Here is a 19,084-nt window from a genome sequence, read left to right as displayed (position 1 = left end):
AACGCGATTTACCAATTTTAGAGGTCAAGCCCTCGGTCTATTAGCACGGCTCGGCTACATACATTACTGCACTTCCACCTACCGCCTATGAACGGGTGTTCTGCCCGTGACCTTACTCACTTAAAGTGATGAGAACACTCATCTTGAGGTGGGCTTCCCACTTAGATGCTTTCAGCGGTTATCCGCTCCGCACTTGGCTACCCAGCGTCTACTGTTGGTACAATAACTGGTACACCAGCGGTGCGTCCTTCCCGGTCCTCTCGTACTAAGGAAGGCTCCTCTCAATGTTCTAACGCCTGCACCGGATATGGACCGAACTGTCTCACGACGTTCTGAACCCAGCTCACGTACCGCTTTAATGGGCGAACAGCCCAACCCTTGGGACGTACTTCCGCCCCAGGTTGCGATGAGCCGACATCGAGGTGCCAAACCTCCCCGTCGATGTGGACTCTTGGGGGAGATCAGCCTGTTATCCCTAGAGTAACTTTTATCCGTTGAGCGACGGCCATTCCACTCTGCGCCGTCGGATCACTAAGGCCTACTTTCGTACCTGCTCGACTTGTCGGTCTTGCAGTCAAGCTCCCTTTATGCCTTTACACTCGCCGCACGGTTTCCAAGCGTGCTGAGGGAACCTTTGCGCGCCTCCGTTACCTTTTAGGAGGCGACCGCCCCAGTCAAACTGCCCACCTGAAACTGTCCTTCTACCGGATAACGGTAGTAAGTTAGAATCCTAGCTTCGCCAGAGTGGTATCTCACCGTTGACTCCCTTCTCCCCACAAGGAAAAGTTCATCGTCTCCCACCTATCCTGCGCAAGCGAAGCCCGGACACAATTCCAGGCTACAGTAAAGCTTCATAGGGTCTTTCTGTCCAGGTGCAGGCAGTCCGTATCTTCACAGACATTCCTATTTCGCCGAGTCTCTCTCTGAGACACCATCCAGATCGTTACGCCTTTCGTGCGGGTCGGAACTTACCCGACAAGGAATTTCGCTACCTTAGGACCGTTATAGTTACGGCCGCCGTTCACCGGGGCTTCGGTCGTCAGCTTCATGTTACCACTGACCAACTTCCTTAACCTTCCGGCACTGGGCAGGCGTCAGCCCCCATACTTCCTCTTACGAGTTTGCGGAGACCTGTGTTTTTGGTAAACAGTCGCCTGGATCTCTTCACTGCGACCCACTTTCGTGGGCACCCCTTCTTCCGAAGTTACGGGGCCATTTTGCCGAGTTCCTTAGAGAGAGTTATCTCGCGCCCCTTGGTATTCTCAACCTCCCTACCTGTGTCGGTTTCGGGTACGGGTAATCTACGTTCATCACATTACTAGCTTTTCTTGGCACTATCCTTCACTACTCGGAGTTCGTAAACTCCTCCCAAACCAATCAGGGTGTAGCTATCTTTCATGCGTCCCTAGCAATGCTCCCGTACATTAGTCAGGGATTGTTGACCCTGTGTCCATCGACTACGCCTTTCGGCCTCGCCTTAGGTCCCGACTAACCCAGAGTGGACGAACCTGGCTCTGGAACCCTTAGGGTTTCGGGGCATTGGATTCTCACCAATGTTTGCGCTACTCAAGCCGACATTCTCACTTCTATACAGTCCACACCTGCTTGCCGCTAGTGCTTCACCCCATATAGAACGCTCCCCTACCGATTATTATTAGTAATCCCACAGCTTCGGTACATTGCTTAGCCCCGTTCATTTTCGGCGCAAGATCGCTTGACTAGTGAGCTATTACGCACTCTTTCAAGGGTGGCTGCTTCTAGGCAAACCTCCTAGTTGTCTTTGCAATCTCACCTCCTTTATCACTTAGCAATGATTTGGGGACCTTAGCTGGTGGTCTGGGCTGTTTCCCTCTTGACAATGAAGCTTATCCCCCACTGTCTCACTGGCAATGTGTTCTCTAGGTATTCTGAGTTTGTCTCGATTTGGTACCGGTCTCCCAGCCCGCACCGAAACAGTGCTTTACCCCCTAGATTTAATCATTACCGCTGCGCCTCAACACATTTCGGGGAGAACCAGCTAGCTCCTGGTTCGATTGGCATTTCACCCCTAACCACACCTCATCCGCCGATTTTTCAACATCGGTCGGTTCGGACCTCCACTTGGTGTTACCCAAGCTTCATCCTGGACATGGTTAGATCACCAGGGTTCGGGTCTATAACTACTGATTATCGCCCTCTTCAGACTCGGTTTCCCTTTGGCTCCAGCTTCTAACGCTTTAACCTACCAGTACCTATAACTCGCCGGCTCATTCTTCAACAGGCACGCGGTCATCCGTTTAATCGGACTCCCACTGCTTGTAAGCTTATGGTTTCATGTTCTATTTCACTCCCCTTTCGGGGTTCTTTTCACCTTTCCCTCGCGGTACTTGTTCTCTATCGGTCACACAGTAGTATTTAGCCTTACGAGATGGTCCTCGCTGATTCACATGGGATTCCTCGTGCCCCATGCTACTCGGGATTCAGCTCCTATCCTTTGGTTTTCGACTACAAGACTCTCACTTTCTCTGGTGCATCTTTTCAATGCTTCGTCTAACCTTAGCGATTCGTTTTTGCTGTCCCACTACCCCAGTCAGTAAACCGACTGGTTTAGGCTCTTCCCCTTTCGCTCACCACTACTTAGGGAATCTCTTTTGATTTCTTTTCCTCCAGCTACTAAGATGTTTCAGTTCGCTGGGTTGGCTCTTTCCTGTCTATATATTCAACAGGTAGTATTCAGGGTTGCCCCATTCGGACACCTCCGGCTCATAGTTTGCTTCCAACTCCCCGGAGTATTTCGTCGGTAACCACGTCCTTCTTCGCCTCTGTGTGCCTAGGTATCCACCATTAGCTCTTATTCGCTTGACCACTTCACAATTGGTTTCTATCCTGCAAACACTTTATATCTTTCCAATACTTGTGTCTGCCTGCTCTAATCGCGTTTCTATGCAGTTTTCAAGGTTCTGGCTGAGTTCCCTCAGCAGTCTAACAAGAGTTAGTTGCTGATTCTTTCTCTTTTTATTTTTAAACCGGAATAGTAATACTTTGAAAGCTTTCACCAATCTCGACCGACCTAGAGTAGACCATCTCAGTCTCTATTTGCTTTTAGCTTTTCGCTTTTGGTTTTTCGCCTTTCACTTCCAGCTTTCGGCTTTCGATTTCTGATTTGGGTAGGTCTCCCTAAAAGGAGGTGATCCAGCCACACCTTCCGGTACGGCTACCTTGTTACGACTTCACCCCAGTCACCAGTCCTACCTTAGGCATCCCCCTCCTCGAAAGGTTGAGGTAATGACTTCGGGCGTGACCAGCTTCCATGGTGTGACGGGCGGTGTGTACAAGGCCCGGGAACGAATTCACTGCAGTATGCTGACCTGCAATTACTAGCGATTCCTCCTTCACGAAGGCGAGTTGCAGCCTTCGATCTGAACTGAGCTACGGTTTCTTGGATTTGCATCACATCGCTGTGTAGCTGCCCTTTGTCCGTAGCATTGTAGTACGTGTGTAGCCCAAGACGTAAGGGGCATGCTGACTTGACGTCATCCCCACCTTCCTCCGGTTTGTCACCGGCAGTCTCTCTAGAGTGCCCAACTTAATGCTGGCAACTAAAAACGAGGGTTGCGCTCGTTGCGGGACTTAACCCAACATCTCACGACACGAGCTGACGACAGCCATGCACCACCTGTGTTCGCGCTCCCTAAGGCACTCCTTCCTTTCAGAAGGATTCGCGACATGTCAAGTCTTGGTAAGGTTCTTCGCGTTGCATCGAATTAAACCACATACTCCACCGCTTGTGCGGGCCCCCGTCAATTCCTTTGAGTTTCACACTTGCGTGCGTACTCCCCAGGCGGGATACTTAACGCGTTAGCTCCGGCACGGCTCGGGTCGATACAAGCCACGCCTAGTATCCATCGTTTACGGCTAGGACTACTGGGGTATCTAATCCCATTCGCTCCCCTAGCTTTCGTCCCTCAGTGTCAGTTACGGCCTAGTAGCACGCTTTCGCCACCGGTGTTCTTCCTGATCTCTACGCATTTCACCGCTACACCAGGAATTCCTGCTACCCCGAACGCACTCTAGCTTTGTAGTTTCCACTGCTTTTATGAGGTTGAGCCTCACTCTTTAACAGCAGACACACAATGCCACCTGCGGACCCTTTACGCCCAATCATTCCGGATAACGCTTGCATCCTCCGTATTACCGCGGCTGCTGGCACGGAGTTAGCCGATGCTTATTCCTCAAGTACCTTCAGTTCTTATTCCTTGAGAAAAGAGGTTTACAACCCAAGAGCCTTCCTCCCTCACGCGGTATTGCTCCGTCAGGCTTTCGCCCATTGCGGAAAATTCCCCACTGCTGCCTCCCGTAGGAGTCTGGGCCGTGTCTCAGTCCCAGTGTGGCTGATCATCCTCTCAGACCAGCTACTGATCGTCGCCTTGGTGCGCTCTTACCACACCAACTAGCTAATCAGACGCGAGCTCATCTCTAGGCAATAAATCTTTTACCTTCCGGCACATCCGGTATTAGCCACCGTTTCCAGTGGTTGTCCCCGACCTAGAGCTAGATTCTCACGCGTTACTCACCCGTCCGCCACTATCACCTAAGTGACCGTTCGACTTGCATGTGTTAAGCATACCGCCAGCGTTCATCCTGAGCCAGGATCAAACTCTCCGTTTTGTTATTCTCGGAGTTTTTCACTGAAAGTCTAACCTTCAGTTTTCCTTGCTATAATTTTTAAAGTCTTTGGGAAGTCCCAAAACCAATTTGTTTGACGAGGATTGGTTTGTGCTTCGCTTTCAAAGTATTCTTTTTTCTCGGTTCAGTGTGCGGTCGCTCTCGACTCATCACTTTACCTAGGTTAGCGAACTTTTTTATCCCCGTCAAGGGGTTTGCCTAATAATTTTTCTTTGACTGCTTGCTAAAACTATTAAGGTGGCTAAAAAGCGTGTCAGACAAGAGTTATGGCTTAAGTAAAATATTTTGTTATCCTTATTGAACCGCAGTAATTGCTTGTGTTTATAAAGTTTAGAGAGCAAAAAACCCAGTCTTGTCCTAAAAAACTGGGTGTAATGATGCCAACAAGATTATTTAGCAATCTATAACCAATCTCGATAGGCAGAAATTTCGTTGACACTAATTTCCAATGGGCCACCCTTACCGAAAGGAGGGTAAACGCGAATCTTGGCATTAGTAGTAAATCTTTCTAGCCTATTACCTAGTTGTGGAATGTTGCTGACTATGTGCCAGTAGGAGACGATATCAGGACAGTCAATCACTAGCATTAACATTGTGTCTTTTTTGGTGAGATACCACTGGCAGCTGGATAATAGTGCTTGAGTTATGCGATCGCAAGCCAGATAAAAGCATCTGCCAATAGACTGTTCAAGTTCTAGATGCAGCATTCCGTCCTCTTTTGTCACCCCAGTGGGTGGCAAATCATCAGGAGGAAGCTGGTTTATTTTAGACATAATTTTCTAACCTCTTGGTTGTAGCGCGGCCAACTCTCATGATTCTTCTAATTAGTCAATAAGGTAGGTTCTAACGCTAATGTACCTAGATGTAATTCGTCTTGAAATTGAGGATTTTACTTCTGAGATTTAACTACATCGCCAAATGATGAAGTTTTCAATTTAACTGGTCTTTACCTAAACTTGGTTCCACGCAATGACTTTATGGACGGTAGAACCATTGTGCCTGGATTTTACTGAATTAGCTGGTAATGTCTGGCTGAATTTATAGCTGATAAAGAATGACCTTGCTGACCTGAACGATTTATTGTAGCTTTCTTCTACACAGACGAAGGCGCGTCAAAATGAAATTCTCCACACCACTAAGTTATTTGAGGCTCGATTTTTGCTGCTCTTCTTCTGTCATGTCCATACAGCAGAAGATGTATAGACAATTAAGATACAGGGATACTTAGAGACGGATGCTATTGGGTCATCATAATTTGGATATGTGAGCAGAGTTGTACAGACAAGCTAGAATCTGAAACATCAGGTACTGTTTATACCAAATGCCTCTATCTCGCTACCATTTGCAACTCCAACCATAAACGTGGGTCACTATCTCTAAGCTTTGACAACGGATCTCGCAATAATCGTTTAGCATTCATGCAAACTACTTGTACTAACCCCATATTTTCTGCTAGTTCTCGCAGTATTTCTTTGTGTGCTTGCACATGAGGAAGCATATCATCAGAACAATAAATGCCTATATATTGCAAGCGTCTGGCAGGTCGTCCCCAAAAACAGGTGATGACTTTCACATAACACCCGTCTAATAGTTCCCCAATTTTTGGGTAATATTGAGTGACAACTCTTGTGAATTCTTTAGCTAATATATCTTCCGCAATCATTGCAATTGATATTTTTGTAGCGTCCATCACTGCATTTAATATAACACATATTTGTTATATGATTATGACAACAATAGTTAATTTATTTAAAATAAAAATGTACTTAAAATATAAAAATTGAGATGTGATTTTCATTCCTTACATCTCAACAATTCAATAATCTTGACAGATTAGTATTTATTCTTGATTTTCAATGACGAAAAACTTCTGATATGCACTGCAAATTTACTATCTGGATTTCCGCTCTGACACTAAGACCTCGGCTATAATTTCAGGGACATTTCCTAAGTCTAAAAATCCATCAGAACCATTGAGTGGTGACTTGAAAGTATAATTAGGATCACACTCGCCTGTGTCGTATACTTGAATATACCATCGGTCAGGAAATCCAGGTACTGCTAATTCGACAATATACCAAGTCTCACCTACTAGGCGTGAATTTAAAATAGCAAACCAATCCCTGTATTCTTCTAAAATATTCCAGTCTGCCAACAAAAATTCTAATGCTATGTGTCCAGCATCAGTTGCAGTAAGTAGCATAATTACTCCTGATTTGCAGCTTCAGAATCAATTGTTGCAGATTGTTGAAGATCAGGATATAGCCCTAAATTCTTTGCTAATTGACGAGCTAGAAAAAACAAAAACTTTGAGCCGTCCTGATTACCCTGATGGGCAAATGCAGTTGCTACTTGTACAATTGTTTCTACAAAATTAGCATCAATTAAATCCTTATGAGCTTCTAGAATTTCTGGTTCTTGACCATTGGGACATTGTAACAATTCATCAATTAGGCTGAAGTAGGAAGTTTGACGTGATTCTGTTAGTTCGCTCATGGGAATTTTTCCTCAATAATGATGTAAATAACTTAACGTCTAGAAAAAACTCAACATCTAGTTGAAAATTGATGATTTTTGGATAAAGAGTTTATTGCTCTATACTTTGCTGCCAAAGTCTTTCTAACATTTCCACCTGTTCTTTTAAAATCGATGCTCGGTACACAATATATCGATCATGAATAGTGATTCCCAAGCCGACAAGAATAGGAATTAAGACAATAAACCATTGAATGATAATAGCAAGTTTATAAGTGTCGATAATAGTTACCACTTGATTCATATTTTGATGAGGAGGTAGTGGGGTAACAATTTGAGATAAAGATGATTTATGATCACTACTTGATTGAGAATTGATTGGACTAATTTTATTAATGTCAGGGCTGAATTTCTGTGTTCTAACGAACTCTGTGTGTTTTTCCCAAACTAAACTCAATACTACTAGCCCAGGAGATATGACTGCTAAAGCAACTAGACAAACTGTGAGAACATTTAACAGTTTAGGTTTCATCTAAGCTCCCCTTGCTAGGTAGTTAGCACTAGAAAATTAAATATCGTAATAATTTCATACGTTAATAGTCATAAAATCGAGATATAATTTGGATAATAAAGATGCTAAAAATACAGAAAAATCATAAGAGCAAGCTGCTAATACCTGAGATTACATATGAAGTCTCAGCTTTATCAGAAATGGATTAATTTGTCGATCGCAGTTAACTCAATCACTTTATTGTGATTAAGAAGTCCCCCCTTGTTCTCTGGTTTTACCCATTGAATTTCGGGGGGTAGAGGGGAATCTCTGCGTAAATCCTATAAGTTTTATATCAGTTGCAGTTTCTGCCCATAGTTTATGAGGAACAGATCAAGATTATTAAATTTATTAATTTTGCACTCAAGTTCTCAAATGATTACACAGTAAGGATCACAAAAATAATTTGGGGTAAGGGTACTAGTATTTTCGGGAAGAGGTACTAGCATTAAGCAGATGGGGTTCTGGTATTTATATAATTAGATGCAAAGCTACTTGGGCTGATAGTTCAAGGTAATTTAGCTTGAGTAGTTTAGCTCAAAAAATTGTACTCAAGCAAAATCTATTTAATTGGTGAGTATGATATATCAACCAAGGATAAAATAACATTAATTTTCAGCAAATAAGTTAAGATATCTGTACTTATTATCAATATTAAAAATATGGTTAAAAAATTATTGTTTGTGAGATTTATTTAGTAAAATCATCTGCTTTGAGACTATAGGCTTAATTATATTTTGGAACAAAAATGTAGCTTAAGTCACTAAAAAATCCTAAAAAAATAATTATTAAATAAATGTCATTAAATAGCTTTTTTATTTACTGACACTGTGCTTTAGTGAGATTACATTCCTCACACTCACACATAGACCTATCAATAAATTCAATACATCTAAGCTCATTGTTATAAGCTGAGTATTGTAAATATCTCTAAATATAATTTTTTGGGAGTAATTTCATGCGAATCGCGCAGGATGTAACTGAACTTATTGGTAGAACTCCTCTAGTGCAATTAAATAAAATTCCTCAAACTGAGGGAGTAGTGGCCAGAATAGTGGTCAAATTAGAAAGCATGAATCCGGCTGCTTCTGTAAAAGACCGAATTGGAGTTAGTATGATTCTTTCGGCGGAAGCAGAGGGTTTAATTACACCAGGAAAAACGATTTTAGTAGAACCGACTTCGGGAAACACGGGAATTGCTTTGGCAATGGTAGCGGCAGCCCGTGGTTATCAGTTAATTTTGACTATGCCAGAAACCATGAGTCAAGAAAGACGGGCGATGCTCAAAGCCTATGGTGCGACTTTAGAATTAACACCAGGTACGGAAGGAATGAAAGGTGCAATTCGCAAAGCCGAAGAGATTGCAGCCAACACACCTAATGCTTATATGCTGCAACAATTCCGCAATCCAGCTAACCCGAAAATTCACAGAGAAACTACCGCCGAAGAAATTTGGACGGATACAGACGGCGAAGTAGATATAGTAATTGCAGGGGTGGGAACTGGAGGAACGATTACGGGGATTGCAGAGGTAATTAAACAACGTAAACCTAGTTTTCAGGCGATCGCAGTTGAACCTAGCAACAGTCCTGTCCTCTCCGGTGGTGAAGCAGGTTCACATAAAATTCAAGGGATTGGCGCAGGCTTTGTTCCTGATGTTTTGCGTTTGGAATTGGTAGATGAGGTGATTAGAGTCAGCGACGACCAAGCCATGAGTTATGGACGGCGTTTAGCCAAAGAAGAAGGCTTACTTTCCGGTATTTCCTCTGGTGCGGCTTTGTGTGCAGCTATTCAAGTCGGTAAACGTCCAGAAAATCAAGGAAAGCTGATCGTGATGATTCAGCCTTCTTTTGGTGAACGCTATTTGAGTACACCGATGTTTCAAAATGTGACTATTGATTAGGGGTTGGGGACTGGGGATTGGGTATTGGGAATGATTTATTTTGTTATTTATTCGCAACGTTTGTAGAGACATAGCATTGCTACGTCTCTACATTGGTTGTTACGAAATACTTAATGATGAGAACTTTGGTGGTGATGTTCTTGCTGGGAGTGATGGTTGCAATTACCTTGATGATCGTGGTGATGTGCATCACTGTGACCGTGACCACCGTGGGCGCAGCCTTGTAAATCTTGACTCATGAGATTTTCAGCCATTGCCCGGAAAGATTCGTCTACAGGTTTTAAGCCAATCCACGCATCGAGTGTTTCTACATCAAAACCAACTTCACGGCGATCGCCTACTTGAATTAAAGGACGACGAATCAATAGAGGATCGCGTAACATCAAGAATAAAGCGGTTTGTTCGTCTAATTTTTCAGGAACAATTTCACCGGACTTAATCTTGGGTGAAGAAGGATTAAACCACTGACTAACAGGGCGATCGCCAAAAAACGACCGCAGACGTTCTGTTGTCCAAGGTTCAGTCAGTAAATCATAAGCTATGACTTCATGTCCCGCCGCAGTCAGCAAAACTTTCTGACGAGTACCACCTTTACAACCAGGTTTACTATAGAAAATTACTCTAGCCATTGTATTTTCTCCTCTTAGTTGGGGATTGGGGACTGGGGACTGGAAGGTGGACAAGGTAGACAAGGTAGACAAGGTAGAGTTTTTTTTCTCAACTCATCACCTGCTAAACGCCGCGCTAATATTACTCAGCACTCACTACTCAGCACTCAGCACTCATCACTTACCACTCACCAGCACTCAAAACTTTTTCGCGTTATGAGTAACCACATCAAACTCAAAGCGTTGTTTGGGATCAGTTTCGCCATAAATATTAAAAGTCACAGTTGGTTCATCACCTACTGCTTCTACACTATGAATTGCATCAGGAGTAAAGCTGACAATATCTCCTGGAGATAGCAAAATTTCTCCCATCGGCTCAATTTTGTCTGGGAATTCTGGGTGTTGAGTACGTCGCCAAACAGTATTTTTTTCTTGTCCTTTTAATACTGCTACTACTCCCCATGTTCCATGATTGTGAATATTGGATATGCTTCCTGGTGCAAATGTTACTGTTTGCACTGTTAAAGGAAAACCTAACTCATCATATAACAACAGAACTGAGGTTTTGATTGTAGGAGAAGGCTCTAAATACTGACTCCGCACCCAATAAGAATTCACAATCAAGCGGCGCACTAGCATTCGGATTTTGGGTAGACAAAGAGATTCATTCTCTACCCCATTGAGAACGTCTTCTATTTCAGTTAAAAACCGATATAGACGATAATTCTCTTCTAATAAATCCCAGCTTCTCGCAGATTTACACGCTTGATATTGACCGTCTCCTGTTAAGAGCCAATCCCTACCTTGCATAATATTTAAACTCTCAGTTGAGATATTTGGGGAAAAACAAACACTGGTGTAGTTATGTTAGGTAATTCCTCACGGGGAAAGGTTGGTGAAATCACCTTAGAGGGAAACAGGTCATTACTAGCAGATGTAGATAAAGGTGTGTAGGGAGATGCGCTGAAAAATGAAAAATTATTCATGGCTGATAACTGTTGACTGTTAACGGTTAACTAATTAATCATCTTCTTCTGCTGGACGTGTCAAAACATCCATGAGGATTCCTGCTCCGAAATCATGTTTTGCGTCAATCTCTTGAACACGCAAACTGATTTCCTTGGCACGCTCGATTTCCCCTAACTTTGCTAATACCAATCCTGTAGCGGCATAAGCATTTAAGTACAACCTGATTGGTGGTTCTTCTCTCCGATTCACCAAGATAGGTTTAAGTTGTTCCCACTCATCAGGAAACTGTTCTGATTTTTTAATTTTATCTAATAATTGGCTAGTTATTTGCAATGCCAAGAAATAATTATTTTTATAAAAGAAAAATCTATAAGCTGCTACCAAGACATCGGTATTTTCACCAGTTAGAGATAAAGCTTTCTGAATGTATTTCTCTGATTCAGAAGTATTTTCCCAATTTTGTGCAGCTAAAATTAATAACTCTTTGACTTGTTTAGGAACTTGAAACCAGGAGAATTGGTTGGTGTTAGTTTGCATAATTTTATTTTTGGGAATGGGGAATAGGGCATAGGGCATGGGACATTGCAATCAAATTTCCTTGTACTTCCCTACACCCTTACACTCCCATGTCCTTACATCCTTAAAACAGTGTGAGAATGTAAATCAAAGTGAAGAGAATGATCCAAATGATGTCTACGAAGTGCCAGTAAATTTCTGCCATTTCGATGCCAGTGTGTTTAGTAGCAGAATAATGGCCAGCACGACGCGATCGCCACAATACTCCTAAAATCAATAACAGCCCGATAAATACGTGCAAACCGTGAAATCCGGTCATGATGTAGAAGCAGTTAGCGAAAACGTTGGTGGTCAGACCATAGCCCAAATTTTGGTACTCATACACCTGGCCTGCCAAAAATACTGCCCCCATAATAGCGGTGACGAAATACCAAAACCGCATTCCCCAAACACTATTTTTCTTAATCGCCATATCCCCGAAGTGGATGACGAGGCTACTAGATACCAGAATAATAGTGTTAATCGTTGGGACAAATAACTCTACTTCTGTTCCCTCTGGCGGCCAAACATCGGTAGTTCCCCGAAAGAATAAATAAGTAGCGAAAAAACCACCAAACATCAACGATTCGGAAATCAAGAACGTTAACAAGCCCCAAACCCGTAAATCAGGATGCGCCTCATGATGTTCATCATGCGCGGTTACAACAGTCATACCTACCTCTCTTTTATTTTTGGTGATTAACTTCCTTTCTTTGCTACTGTGTATACACAAGATAATTGAGTCGATACATTTGCAATGTCAGCTAATACATTCACAATGTCAGGCGATACATTCGCAATGTCAGGCGATACATTAACAATGTCACGCGATACATTAATAACGTCGATGCAGCAATTTGTGTATACACTGTAGTTTTAAAGATTGGCGTGAGGAAACTAAATTTTCTTAATTTCCTCAATGCACTGAAGGGATGAAGGGAAGTAATTTAACTTAGGTGTACACGGTAGCCTACAAGGAGACGGGAAATATACTTATTCCTTTCCTAATCGGAGAAAGGGGTTGGGAGTTTTGACAAGCGTAGGTTTTTTATTTTATCAACCCCTACACCCTTACACCCCTATACCCTAAACCCGTGTTTTTTGAGTAAAGTTTCAAAAACCTACAAAGAGTTAGGTTGATGAACTGACTTCCGCAGAATGACCATATTCATAAGGGCCATGAGTCACCACAGGCAAAACTTCCCAGTTTTCTACCAAAGGAGGAGAACTAGTAGTCCATTCCAAACTCAAAGCTTCCCAAGGATTATCACCAGCTACTTCTCCTTTACTCCAACTAAGAATAATGTTGATGGCAAAGGGAATGACTGATAAACCCAAGATAAATGCCCCAATGGTACACAACTGATTTAAGTCCACAAATTGGGGGTCATACATGGCGACTCTACGAGGCATACCTTGCAAGCCTAACTTGTGCATTGGTAAGAAAGTCAAGTTAGTACCAACTAAAGTGAGGAGAAAATGCACTCGTCCCCAAAATTCATTTAACTTGCGTCCGGTCATTTTGGGAAACCAGTGATAGATACCTGCGTAAATCCCAAAGACAGAACCACCAAATAACACATAGTGGAAGTGTGCCACTACATAATAAGTATCGTGGACGTGGACATCAAAAGGCGCAGTTCCCATTGTCACGCCGCTTAAGCCACCCATGACGAACATCGACAACAAGCCGATCGCAAATAGCATGGCACTAGTAAAGCGAATCTTACCACCCCACAAGGTTGCTACCCAACCGAAAATTTTCACGCCGGTAGGAACAGCCACAATCAAAGTCGAGATGGTGAAGAACATCCGCATCCAGCCTGGTGTACCACTGGTAAACATATGGTGTACCCAGACGAACAAACCGACAACGCAGATGGCGACACTAGAATATGCGATCGCTTTATAACCGAAAATGGGTTTGCGTGCGTGGACGGGAATTACTTCGGACATAATGCCGAAGATGGGCAGAATCATTAAATATACTGCCGGGTGGGAATAGAACCAGAAGAGATGTTGGTAAATAATGACGTTACCGCCTGCATCTGGTTTAAAAAAGGAAGTACCAAAGTTGAGGTCAAACAGCAACAGTACCAAACCAGCTGCTAATACAGGCGTAGACAGCAGTGCAAGTACGGAAGTGGCTAAAATTGCCCAGCAAAATAGGGGTAATTGATCCCATTTCATGCTAGGAACTTTCATCATCAAGATGGTGACGACGAAATTCACCGAACCCAAAATGGAAGAAGTCCCTACCAACACAATCGCTAAAATCCACAGACTTTGGGCGATGGGTGCGGTAACAAGACTCAAAGGTGGGTAAGCAGTCCAGCCAGATTGTGAACCACCGAAGATGAAACTCAGTAATAGGAGTAATCCGGCTGGTGGGTTTAACCAAAAAGCGATCGCGTTTAATTTGGGAAACGCCATATCCCGCGCCCCAATCATCAAGGGGATGAGGTAGTTACCAAACCCCCCAATCGCACTGGGAACAATCCACAGGAAAATCATGATTGTCCCGTGGTTAGTCATGAAGGCGTTGTAGAGATTGGGATCGATGAAGTCCGCGTCTGGTGTGGCTAACTCAGTGCGAATGGCGATCGCCATCAACCCACCAATCAAGTAGAAAACAAAGGCTGTCACCAGATACTGGATGCCTATAACCTTATGATCTACGTTAAATTTGAAATAGTCGTGCCATTTCCAAGCAGGAGACTGTAAGGTGTGGCTAATCACCAGATTTTGCGATGGATTTTGATCTGGTGAATTCCGTGGAAACTCTATTTGTGTCATAAGTGTTTTGAGACAATGTGTTCAGTTGTCATTTGTCGGAAATTGACAACTGAACCTTACTTCTGTAGTTGATACAAAGTTGCGGCATCAATCCCCAAATTGTGGCTAAGGGGTGCTAGAAACTCTGATTTGGACAAATTCGCCGGATTCGCAGCTACAACGGTTTGTAGATCATGTTGTTGAGCCACTTGATTTTCCGTCAACCAGCTATCAAACTCTGCTGGTGTGTGGACAACCACCTGTGTCCGCATCGAACCATGATAACCACCACATAATTCTGTACACACTACCGGATATGTACCTGGTTTAGTGGCGACAAAACTCAATTGTGTCGGGATACCAGGAATTGCGTCTTGTTTGATGCGGAATTGGGGAACCCAAAAGGAGTGAATTACATCCTGTGCGGTGAGATTAAGTTGCACAGCTGCGCCTACGGGAACATGAAGTTCTCCAGCCGAAACCCCGTTGTTGGGATAGTCAAACAGCCAAGCAAACTGCATACCAGTCACATTCACCACCAAATCCGCCGCTTGAGCTTGATGGGTAGGGGATGTACCAATCCCGATGCTAGGTGCAGTTTTAGCTGTTAAAGCATCATCGAGGGTTGCAGCAATAGCACTTCCAGAACTGTGATCTGCATGGGATACAGCGTGGGGATGGCTTCCAGGTTCTAAACCTCCCATCCGGTTAAAGACATCTACACTGTAAATACCTAAGCAAATGACAATCAGTGAGGGAATGGCTGTCCAAAAGATTTCTAAAGGAACATTACCTTCTACCGGAACACCATCCGTATTGTCACCCCGACGACGGCGATATTTGACTAGAAAAATCAAAATCGTGCCTTCCACTACCAAAAATAGGGCAACAGCAATGGTAAACATAATATTAAAAAATCCGTCTACCAACGGTGCTTGTTCTGATGCTTCTACTGGTAATAGATTGTGATTTTGACCCATCCAAAGACTGATTACTCCAATTACTATGCCAGCAATTAGAGTCCATAATGAAACAGGAATTTGTTGCATAGTACCTGCTTTTTAGTTGGCGGTGTTAGGGTCTTATCCAATTTGGGATTTGGGATTTGGGATTGGAACTCAACGCAAAATCTCACATCCAAAATTACCTATGCCCATCTATAGGTTTGAAGATTTTCACCTGATAATGTTTTTTCGCTTATTCAATTTCTAACCCACGCCAACAAAAATTGGGGGATTTTTTCCAGATATCTTCATATCTATCCCCCAAAAACTTAACAATGTATTGTAAATATGATAAACAGAAAGCTTTGAGATTAATCCAAGCGATTCCTCCCAGCATTTAAACTGTTAGTAGCCATAGCAAGGATGATTTTGTTAATAATGAACAATTAGTAATTCACGCAGTTGTTGTTGATGAACTTTTATATATTCCCCTAATTTACCTTGCCGCATAATTTGATTCTGCTCCTAACAGTTTTTTGGGGCATCAAGCTTAGTTCTCTAGTGTAGAGTGGCTATAGCAATTTTTAGGACAAATCCGAGAACAAGCTTCACAGCCAATGCAGTTTTCTGGATGGGCGACTACCATGACTTTGCGCTCGATTTCGTCATCTTCTTCATCCTCAACAAATTCACCTTCTTCATTAAGTGCTTTCAAATCCAGCACAGAATAACCACATACTTTAATACATCTGCCACATCCGATACATTTGTCTTTGTCAATTGCTTGAGCAAATTTAGGTGTCCAAGTTTTGCCACCAAAGGTTACGCCTGTGAGGACTGCCATCGCTAAACTCCTGGCTATTCTGCCAATAAACTTGTTGGTAATTTAATCTTCATCTTACTTTAATTTTATCTACTTATTTTGTAATCAACAGATTAATTTGTTGGGAATTTAAATGCTAATTAGATACAAAATATTTCTCAAAAATGTATTCCGCTTTAAATGAAAATTATTATTATTAGTGATTCCCTTACCCTCGACATACACAATAAAAATTATTCATCGAATAAACGATATCAATACTTTTGTAAATCTATCTATATAAAAAGCTCATTTGATTACTTCAGGTAGTTAAGCAAATAAGGAATAACCAACTGGATAGTGTTTGGCTCAAAAACTAAATATAAGTTATTATGCACAATCTCTTCAGAGATCATAGTTATTACTTGCATAAATAATTACATCTTAATTCAAGTTATTTCCTCTAAATTACCTACAAATTCATTGCTATTTATTAGCAAGTTATCAAAAATTACATAATTGCTCGACAGAATTGTAGCTTTCGCCACAAAACGCTTTTTCAGATACTTGTAAATCTATACTTTTTTTGCTCAAAATTTCTGGTAAATGATGATAAATGATTTACTTAAGCAAATTGCTAGGAAATCATGACAATAATGATTTGTGATGGTAATAACAGACGATGGCTTTAGCACAAATATTAAAATTATTAATAAATCAGTCAAAACTAATAATTATGTACACGAAAACTCAATTAAAACATTTTGGTTAAACTTTTGAGGTCAAGACAAAATTGTTCGCAACCTAAGTATTTCTATAATTCTTAAGAACCTTTTCTAAGCTCATCATGAACAAATTCATAAAAATATTTATGAAATCTTTATCTAAGAAAGCAACTAAATTAGGTTCAAATTAATAGCCTGAATTAGTTTGCAATTGGGTGCAAAGTCGAAATATGGATGTGAATAAATTATTAAGTAATTAAACTTTTCTTACTTAATAAATAAGTAGTACAACATGGCATAAATCAAGCAATAATTGCCAATTTCTACTGGTAATTTTTGTTTTTTAAACTTTACCTTGTGTACAGACACATCCAGGGGAGACTTAAGCCGAACATCTCAACGATTCAAGTGGGAAGCCATATGCCTTATACAATTCCTAACAAAAGTTGCGTTGGATGTGACAACTGCCGTCCCCAATGTCCTACGGGTGCAATCAAATTAGAAGGTGATGAGTATTGGATAGATCCTTGTCTTTGTAATAACTGTGAAGGCTATTATCCTGAACCGCAATGTGTAATAGCTTGTCCGATTAAATCTCCCATACCGTGGCAGGCGAAGAAAGGGAGATGCAAAGTTGAACCAAGAGATGCTACCAGTTCAGACTTATTTTCTAATGGCAAGAATAACCCATTTGCTTCGGCGATCGCCATTTGGGAAGCGTGCAATCTCCTAGCGCAGCGTACATCCCTGAATTGGGAAATCGACGACGCAGGCTATCTATGTTATCGCAGACAGGTGAACCAAGGACGGGGTGCGATCGCTTTTCACATCCAAGACCCATTTCAAGTCAACGAATGTGCCAAAAATATTAGTGTAATTGAAACCCTGGATATTCGCGCCACTTGTCTCCATCTGATTTTTGCAGCTCATGCCACAGTCTTAGACCAACCTTGGGAGCAAGAATTTGCCATTGATGAACGACAACTAGAAAAATACCTGGGACTAGAAAAACGTAAAGACCTCAGCAAAACCGCCAAACTCTCATTAATGAAGAATCTGGTGCAGCAAGCTTGTTCACTGATGATTTCCCTTGACTGGCCGCAGCAAGGCCGAGTCCCAGGTTTTACTGTCCAAAATAGTCGCCTGTGGCACTTAGTCAATATTCAACATCACTTTCAAGAAGATGACCTTGGCTGTAAATATCTCATCGGACTAACATTCAAAATTCGTGCTGGTCTTTGGTCGCAATACTTCTTAAATAAACAAGGATGTAAAGAACGTAGTGCATTTTATCAGTATGGTAGTCTGCCTAAAACTGTCTTAACCACAGTTATGAGTATTTGGCAGCAACATGAAGGTGCAGTCAGATTAATGTTGTGGTTGTTGTTTAAAACCAAAATGGGTAAGGAACAACGCATCACAGTTCCTACCTTACTCCGCATTGCCTATGGCGAAGAAAAAGTTACCCAAGCTTCCCGACACAGAGAAGAACGCAAACGCCTATTAAGAACATTTGAAAACGATTTAGAAGTTCTCAATAATTTGGGGATTAAACCCATATTTGATCCCATTACCTACCCCTTAGAAATTCAACCTTTATGGGCGAAATTAGTTGATATTCCTGAAGACCCTGATGAGGCTTTAGAATTTTGGATTAATGACGCTGGTGGAGAAACTCGTCTCACCGATACTGGCCCCCGTGGGAAATGGAATCTGTTAATGAATGCGAGGATTTTAGCTTTTGAATTACCGCCAGAATGGGAAAGACAAATTTCGGAATCAGAGAAAAAACAACGGCGTACAGCCAGAGTCAGACGGAAAATATCAAGCGCAAGCGACTTAGTTGGTGAGCAGATTTTGCAGGCACGCAAAAATTTAAATCTCTCGCAAAGAGAGTTAGCTAAACTCACAGGTAAAAGCCAGAGTTGGATTCGAGATGTTGAAAATGGTCGCTTAAAAGCCAAGTTAGAAGACCAAGCTATTTTGCGAAAAGTGCTACATATTGCTTAGTTGAGGAATGATTGTAATTTTGTGACGTTGAACCGCCGATATATTTGTATATAGTCTAAGATGATTGTGCATCGGCGGTTACAGTTATTTCTGATATAGTTAA

General features: G+C 42.1%; 15 protein-coding genes and 2 rRNA genes. 2 read left to right on the top strand and 15 right to left on the bottom strand.

Annotated features, from left to right (window positions below; translation table 11 throughout):
- Nucleotides 1-20 precede the first annotated feature (20 nt).
- From ACQFX9_RS13335 to ACQFX9_RS13305, 7 genes are all read right to left on the bottom strand, one after another.
- Nucleotides 21-2,844, bottom strand: a 23S ribosomal RNA gene (locus tag ACQFX9_RS13335).
- Between the two features lie 315 nt (nt 2,845-3,159).
- Nucleotides 3,160-4,647, bottom strand: a 16S ribosomal RNA gene (locus ACQFX9_RS13330).
- Together the 16S and 23S rRNA genes form the textbook arrangement of a ribosomal RNA operon.
- 419 nt (nt 4,648-5,066) lie before the next feature.
- The gene (locus ACQFX9_RS13325; RefSeq protein ID WP_103140875.1) at nt 5,067-5,438 is read right to left on the bottom strand and encodes a hypothetical protein; all 372 of its coding nucleotides are present in this window, start codon (nt 5,436-5,438) and stop codon (nt 5,067-5,069) included.
- Between the two features lie 554 nt (nt 5,439-5,992).
- Nucleotides 5,993-6,355 carry a hypothetical protein gene (locus tag ACQFX9_RS13320; protein WP_427162440.1) on the bottom strand — a complete coding sequence of 121 codons (363 nt, stop codon included), beginning with the start codon at nt 6,353-6,355 and terminating at the stop codon, nt 5,993-5,995.
- A 201-nt stretch (nt 6,356-6,556) separates the two neighbouring features.
- Nucleotides 6,557-6,868, bottom strand: a complete 312-nt coding sequence (locus tag ACQFX9_RS13315; RefSeq protein WP_427162439.1) for a hypothetical protein — start codon at nt 6,866-6,868, stop codon at nt 6,557-6,559.
- A gap of 2 nt (nt 6,869-6,870) precedes the next feature.
- On the bottom strand, nt 6,871-7,161 hold the full coding sequence (locus ACQFX9_RS13310) for a hypothetical protein (RefSeq protein ID WP_427162438.1): 291 nt from the start codon (nt 7,159-7,161) through the stop codon (nt 6,871-6,873).
- Nucleotides 7,162-7,252: 91 nt separating this feature from the next.
- Nucleotides 7,253-7,672, bottom strand: coding sequence for a hypothetical protein (locus tag ACQFX9_RS13305; protein WP_427162437.1), 420 nt, complete (start codon nt 7,670-7,672; stop codon nt 7,253-7,255).
- A 976-nt stretch (nt 7,673-8,648) separates the two neighbouring features.
- Between ACQFX9_RS13305 and cysK the strand changes: the two genes are divergently transcribed.
- Complete coding sequence (gene cysK / locus ACQFX9_RS13300) at nt 8,649-9,593, top strand: cysteine synthase A (protein WP_427162436.1); 945 nt, start codon at nt 8,649-8,651, stop codon at nt 9,591-9,593.
- A gap of 110 nt (nt 9,594-9,703) precedes the next feature.
- Here the strand turns inward: cysK and ACQFX9_RS13295 are convergent, their stop codons facing one another.
- From ACQFX9_RS13295 to fdxB, 8 genes are all read right to left on the bottom strand, one after another.
- Nucleotides 9,704-10,222 carry an ArsC/Spx/MgsR family protein gene (locus ACQFX9_RS13295; protein ID WP_427162435.1) on the bottom strand — a complete coding sequence of 173 codons (519 nt, stop codon included), beginning with the start codon at nt 10,220-10,222 and terminating at the stop codon, nt 9,704-9,706.
- A 177-nt stretch (nt 10,223-10,399) separates the two neighbouring features.
- A complete protein-coding gene (locus ACQFX9_RS13290) occupies nt 10,400-11,011 on the bottom strand; it encodes a cupin (protein WP_427162434.1) in 612 nt (203 codons plus the stop codon).
- Between the two features lie 5 nt (nt 11,012-11,016).
- Nucleotides 11,017-11,187: a hypothetical protein gene (locus ACQFX9_RS13285; RefSeq protein WP_236144309.1), complete on the bottom strand. Its 171-nt coding sequence runs from the start codon at nt 11,185-11,187 to the stop codon at nt 11,017-11,019.
- A 34-nt stretch (nt 11,188-11,221) separates the two neighbouring features.
- Nucleotides 11,222-11,707, bottom strand: a complete 486-nt coding sequence (locus tag ACQFX9_RS13280) for a hypothetical protein (RefSeq protein WP_427162872.1) — start codon at nt 11,705-11,707, stop codon at nt 11,222-11,224.
- Between the two features lie 103 nt (nt 11,708-11,810).
- Nucleotides 11,811-12,398, bottom strand: a complete 588-nt coding sequence (locus tag ACQFX9_RS13275) for a cytochrome c oxidase subunit 3 (RefSeq protein WP_427162433.1) — start codon at nt 12,396-12,398, stop codon at nt 11,811-11,813.
- A gap of 458 nt (nt 12,399-12,856) precedes the next feature.
- A complete protein-coding gene (ctaD, locus tag ACQFX9_RS13270) occupies nt 12,857-14,521 on the bottom strand; it encodes a cytochrome c oxidase subunit I (protein ID WP_427162432.1) in 1,665 nt (554 codons plus the stop codon).
- Between the two features lie 56 nt (nt 14,522-14,577).
- Nucleotides 14,578-15,549: a cytochrome c oxidase subunit II gene (locus tag ACQFX9_RS13265; protein ID WP_427162431.1), complete on the bottom strand. Its 972-nt coding sequence runs from the start codon at nt 15,547-15,549 to the stop codon at nt 14,578-14,580.
- Between the two features lie 445 nt (nt 15,550-15,994).
- Entirely contained in the window at nt 15,995-16,288 is a 294-nt protein-coding gene (fdxB, locus tag ACQFX9_RS13260) for a ferredoxin III, nif-specific (protein ID WP_103139837.1), read from the bottom strand.
- 1,103 nt (nt 16,289-17,391) lie between these two features.
- Between fdxB and ACQFX9_RS13255 the strand changes: the two genes are divergently transcribed.
- Nucleotides 17,392-18,981, top strand: a complete 1,590-nt coding sequence (locus ACQFX9_RS13255; RefSeq protein WP_427162430.1) for a helix-turn-helix domain-containing protein — start codon at nt 17,392-17,394, stop codon at nt 18,979-18,981.
- The last annotated feature ends 103 nt before the right edge of the window (nt 18,982-19,084 follow it).

Origin of the sequence: Aliinostoc sp. HNIBRCY26 (assembly GCF_050235535.1) — a bacterium.
Lineage (GTDB): Bacteria > Cyanobacteriota > Cyanobacteriia > Cyanobacteriales > Nostocaceae > Trichormus.
The sequence above is the reverse complement of the archived record's forward strand: the minus strand, read 5'-3'. Positions and strand labels throughout refer to the sequence as shown.

Excerpts from the sequence above, each read along its gene's own strand:
- ACQFX9_RS13325 (WP_103140875.1), bottom strand. The coding sequence starts at position 5,438 with ATGTCTAAAATAAACCAGCTTCCTCCTGATGATTTGCCACCCACTGGG.
- ACQFX9_RS13320 (WP_427162440.1), bottom strand. The coding sequence starts at position 6,355 with ATGGACGCTACAAAAATATCAATTGCAATGATTGCGGAAGATATATTA.
- ACQFX9_RS13315 (WP_427162439.1), bottom strand. The coding sequence starts at position 6,868 with ATGCTACTTACTGCAACTGATGCTGGACACATAGCATTAGAATTTTTG.
- ACQFX9_RS13310 (WP_427162438.1), bottom strand. The coding sequence starts at position 7,161 with ATGAGCGAACTAACAGAATCACGTCAAACTTCCTACTTCAGCCTAATT.
- ACQFX9_RS13305 (WP_427162437.1), bottom strand. The coding sequence starts at position 7,672 with ATGAAACCTAAACTGTTAAATGTTCTCACAGTTTGTCTAGTTGCTTTA.
- cysK (WP_427162436.1), top strand. The coding sequence starts at position 8,649 with ATGCGAATCGCGCAGGATGTAACTGAACTTATTGGTAGAACTCCTCTA.
- ACQFX9_RS13295 (WP_427162435.1), bottom strand. The coding sequence starts at position 10,222 with ATGGCTAGAGTAATTTTCTATAGTAAACCTGGTTGTAAAGGTGGTACT.
- ACQFX9_RS13290 (WP_427162434.1), bottom strand. The coding sequence starts at position 11,011 with ATGCAAGGTAGGGATTGGCTCTTAACAGGAGACGGTCAATATCAAGCG.
- ACQFX9_RS13285 (WP_236144309.1), bottom strand. The coding sequence starts at position 11,187 with ATGAATAATTTTTCATTTTTCAGCGCATCTCCCTACACACCTTTATCT.
- ACQFX9_RS13280 (WP_427162872.1), bottom strand. The coding sequence starts at position 11,707 with ATGCAAACTAACACCAACCAATTCTCCTGGTTTCAAGTTCCTAAACAA.
- ACQFX9_RS13275 (WP_427162433.1), bottom strand. The coding sequence starts at position 12,398 with ATGACTGTTGTAACCGCGCATGATGAACATCATGAGGCGCATCCTGAT.
- ctaD (WP_427162432.1), bottom strand. The coding sequence starts at position 14,521 with ATGACACAAATAGAGTTTCCACGGAATTCACCAGATCAAAATCCATCG.
- ACQFX9_RS13265 (WP_427162431.1), bottom strand. The coding sequence starts at position 15,549 with ATGCAACAAATTCCTGTTTCATTATGGACTCTAATTGCTGGCATAGTA.
- fdxB (WP_103139837.1), bottom strand. The coding sequence starts at position 16,288 with ATGGCAGTCCTCACAGGCGTAACCTTTGGTGGCAAAACTTGGACACCT.
- ACQFX9_RS13255 (WP_427162430.1), top strand. The coding sequence starts at position 17,392 with ATGCCTTATACAATTCCTAACAAAAGTTGCGTTGGATGTGACAACTGC.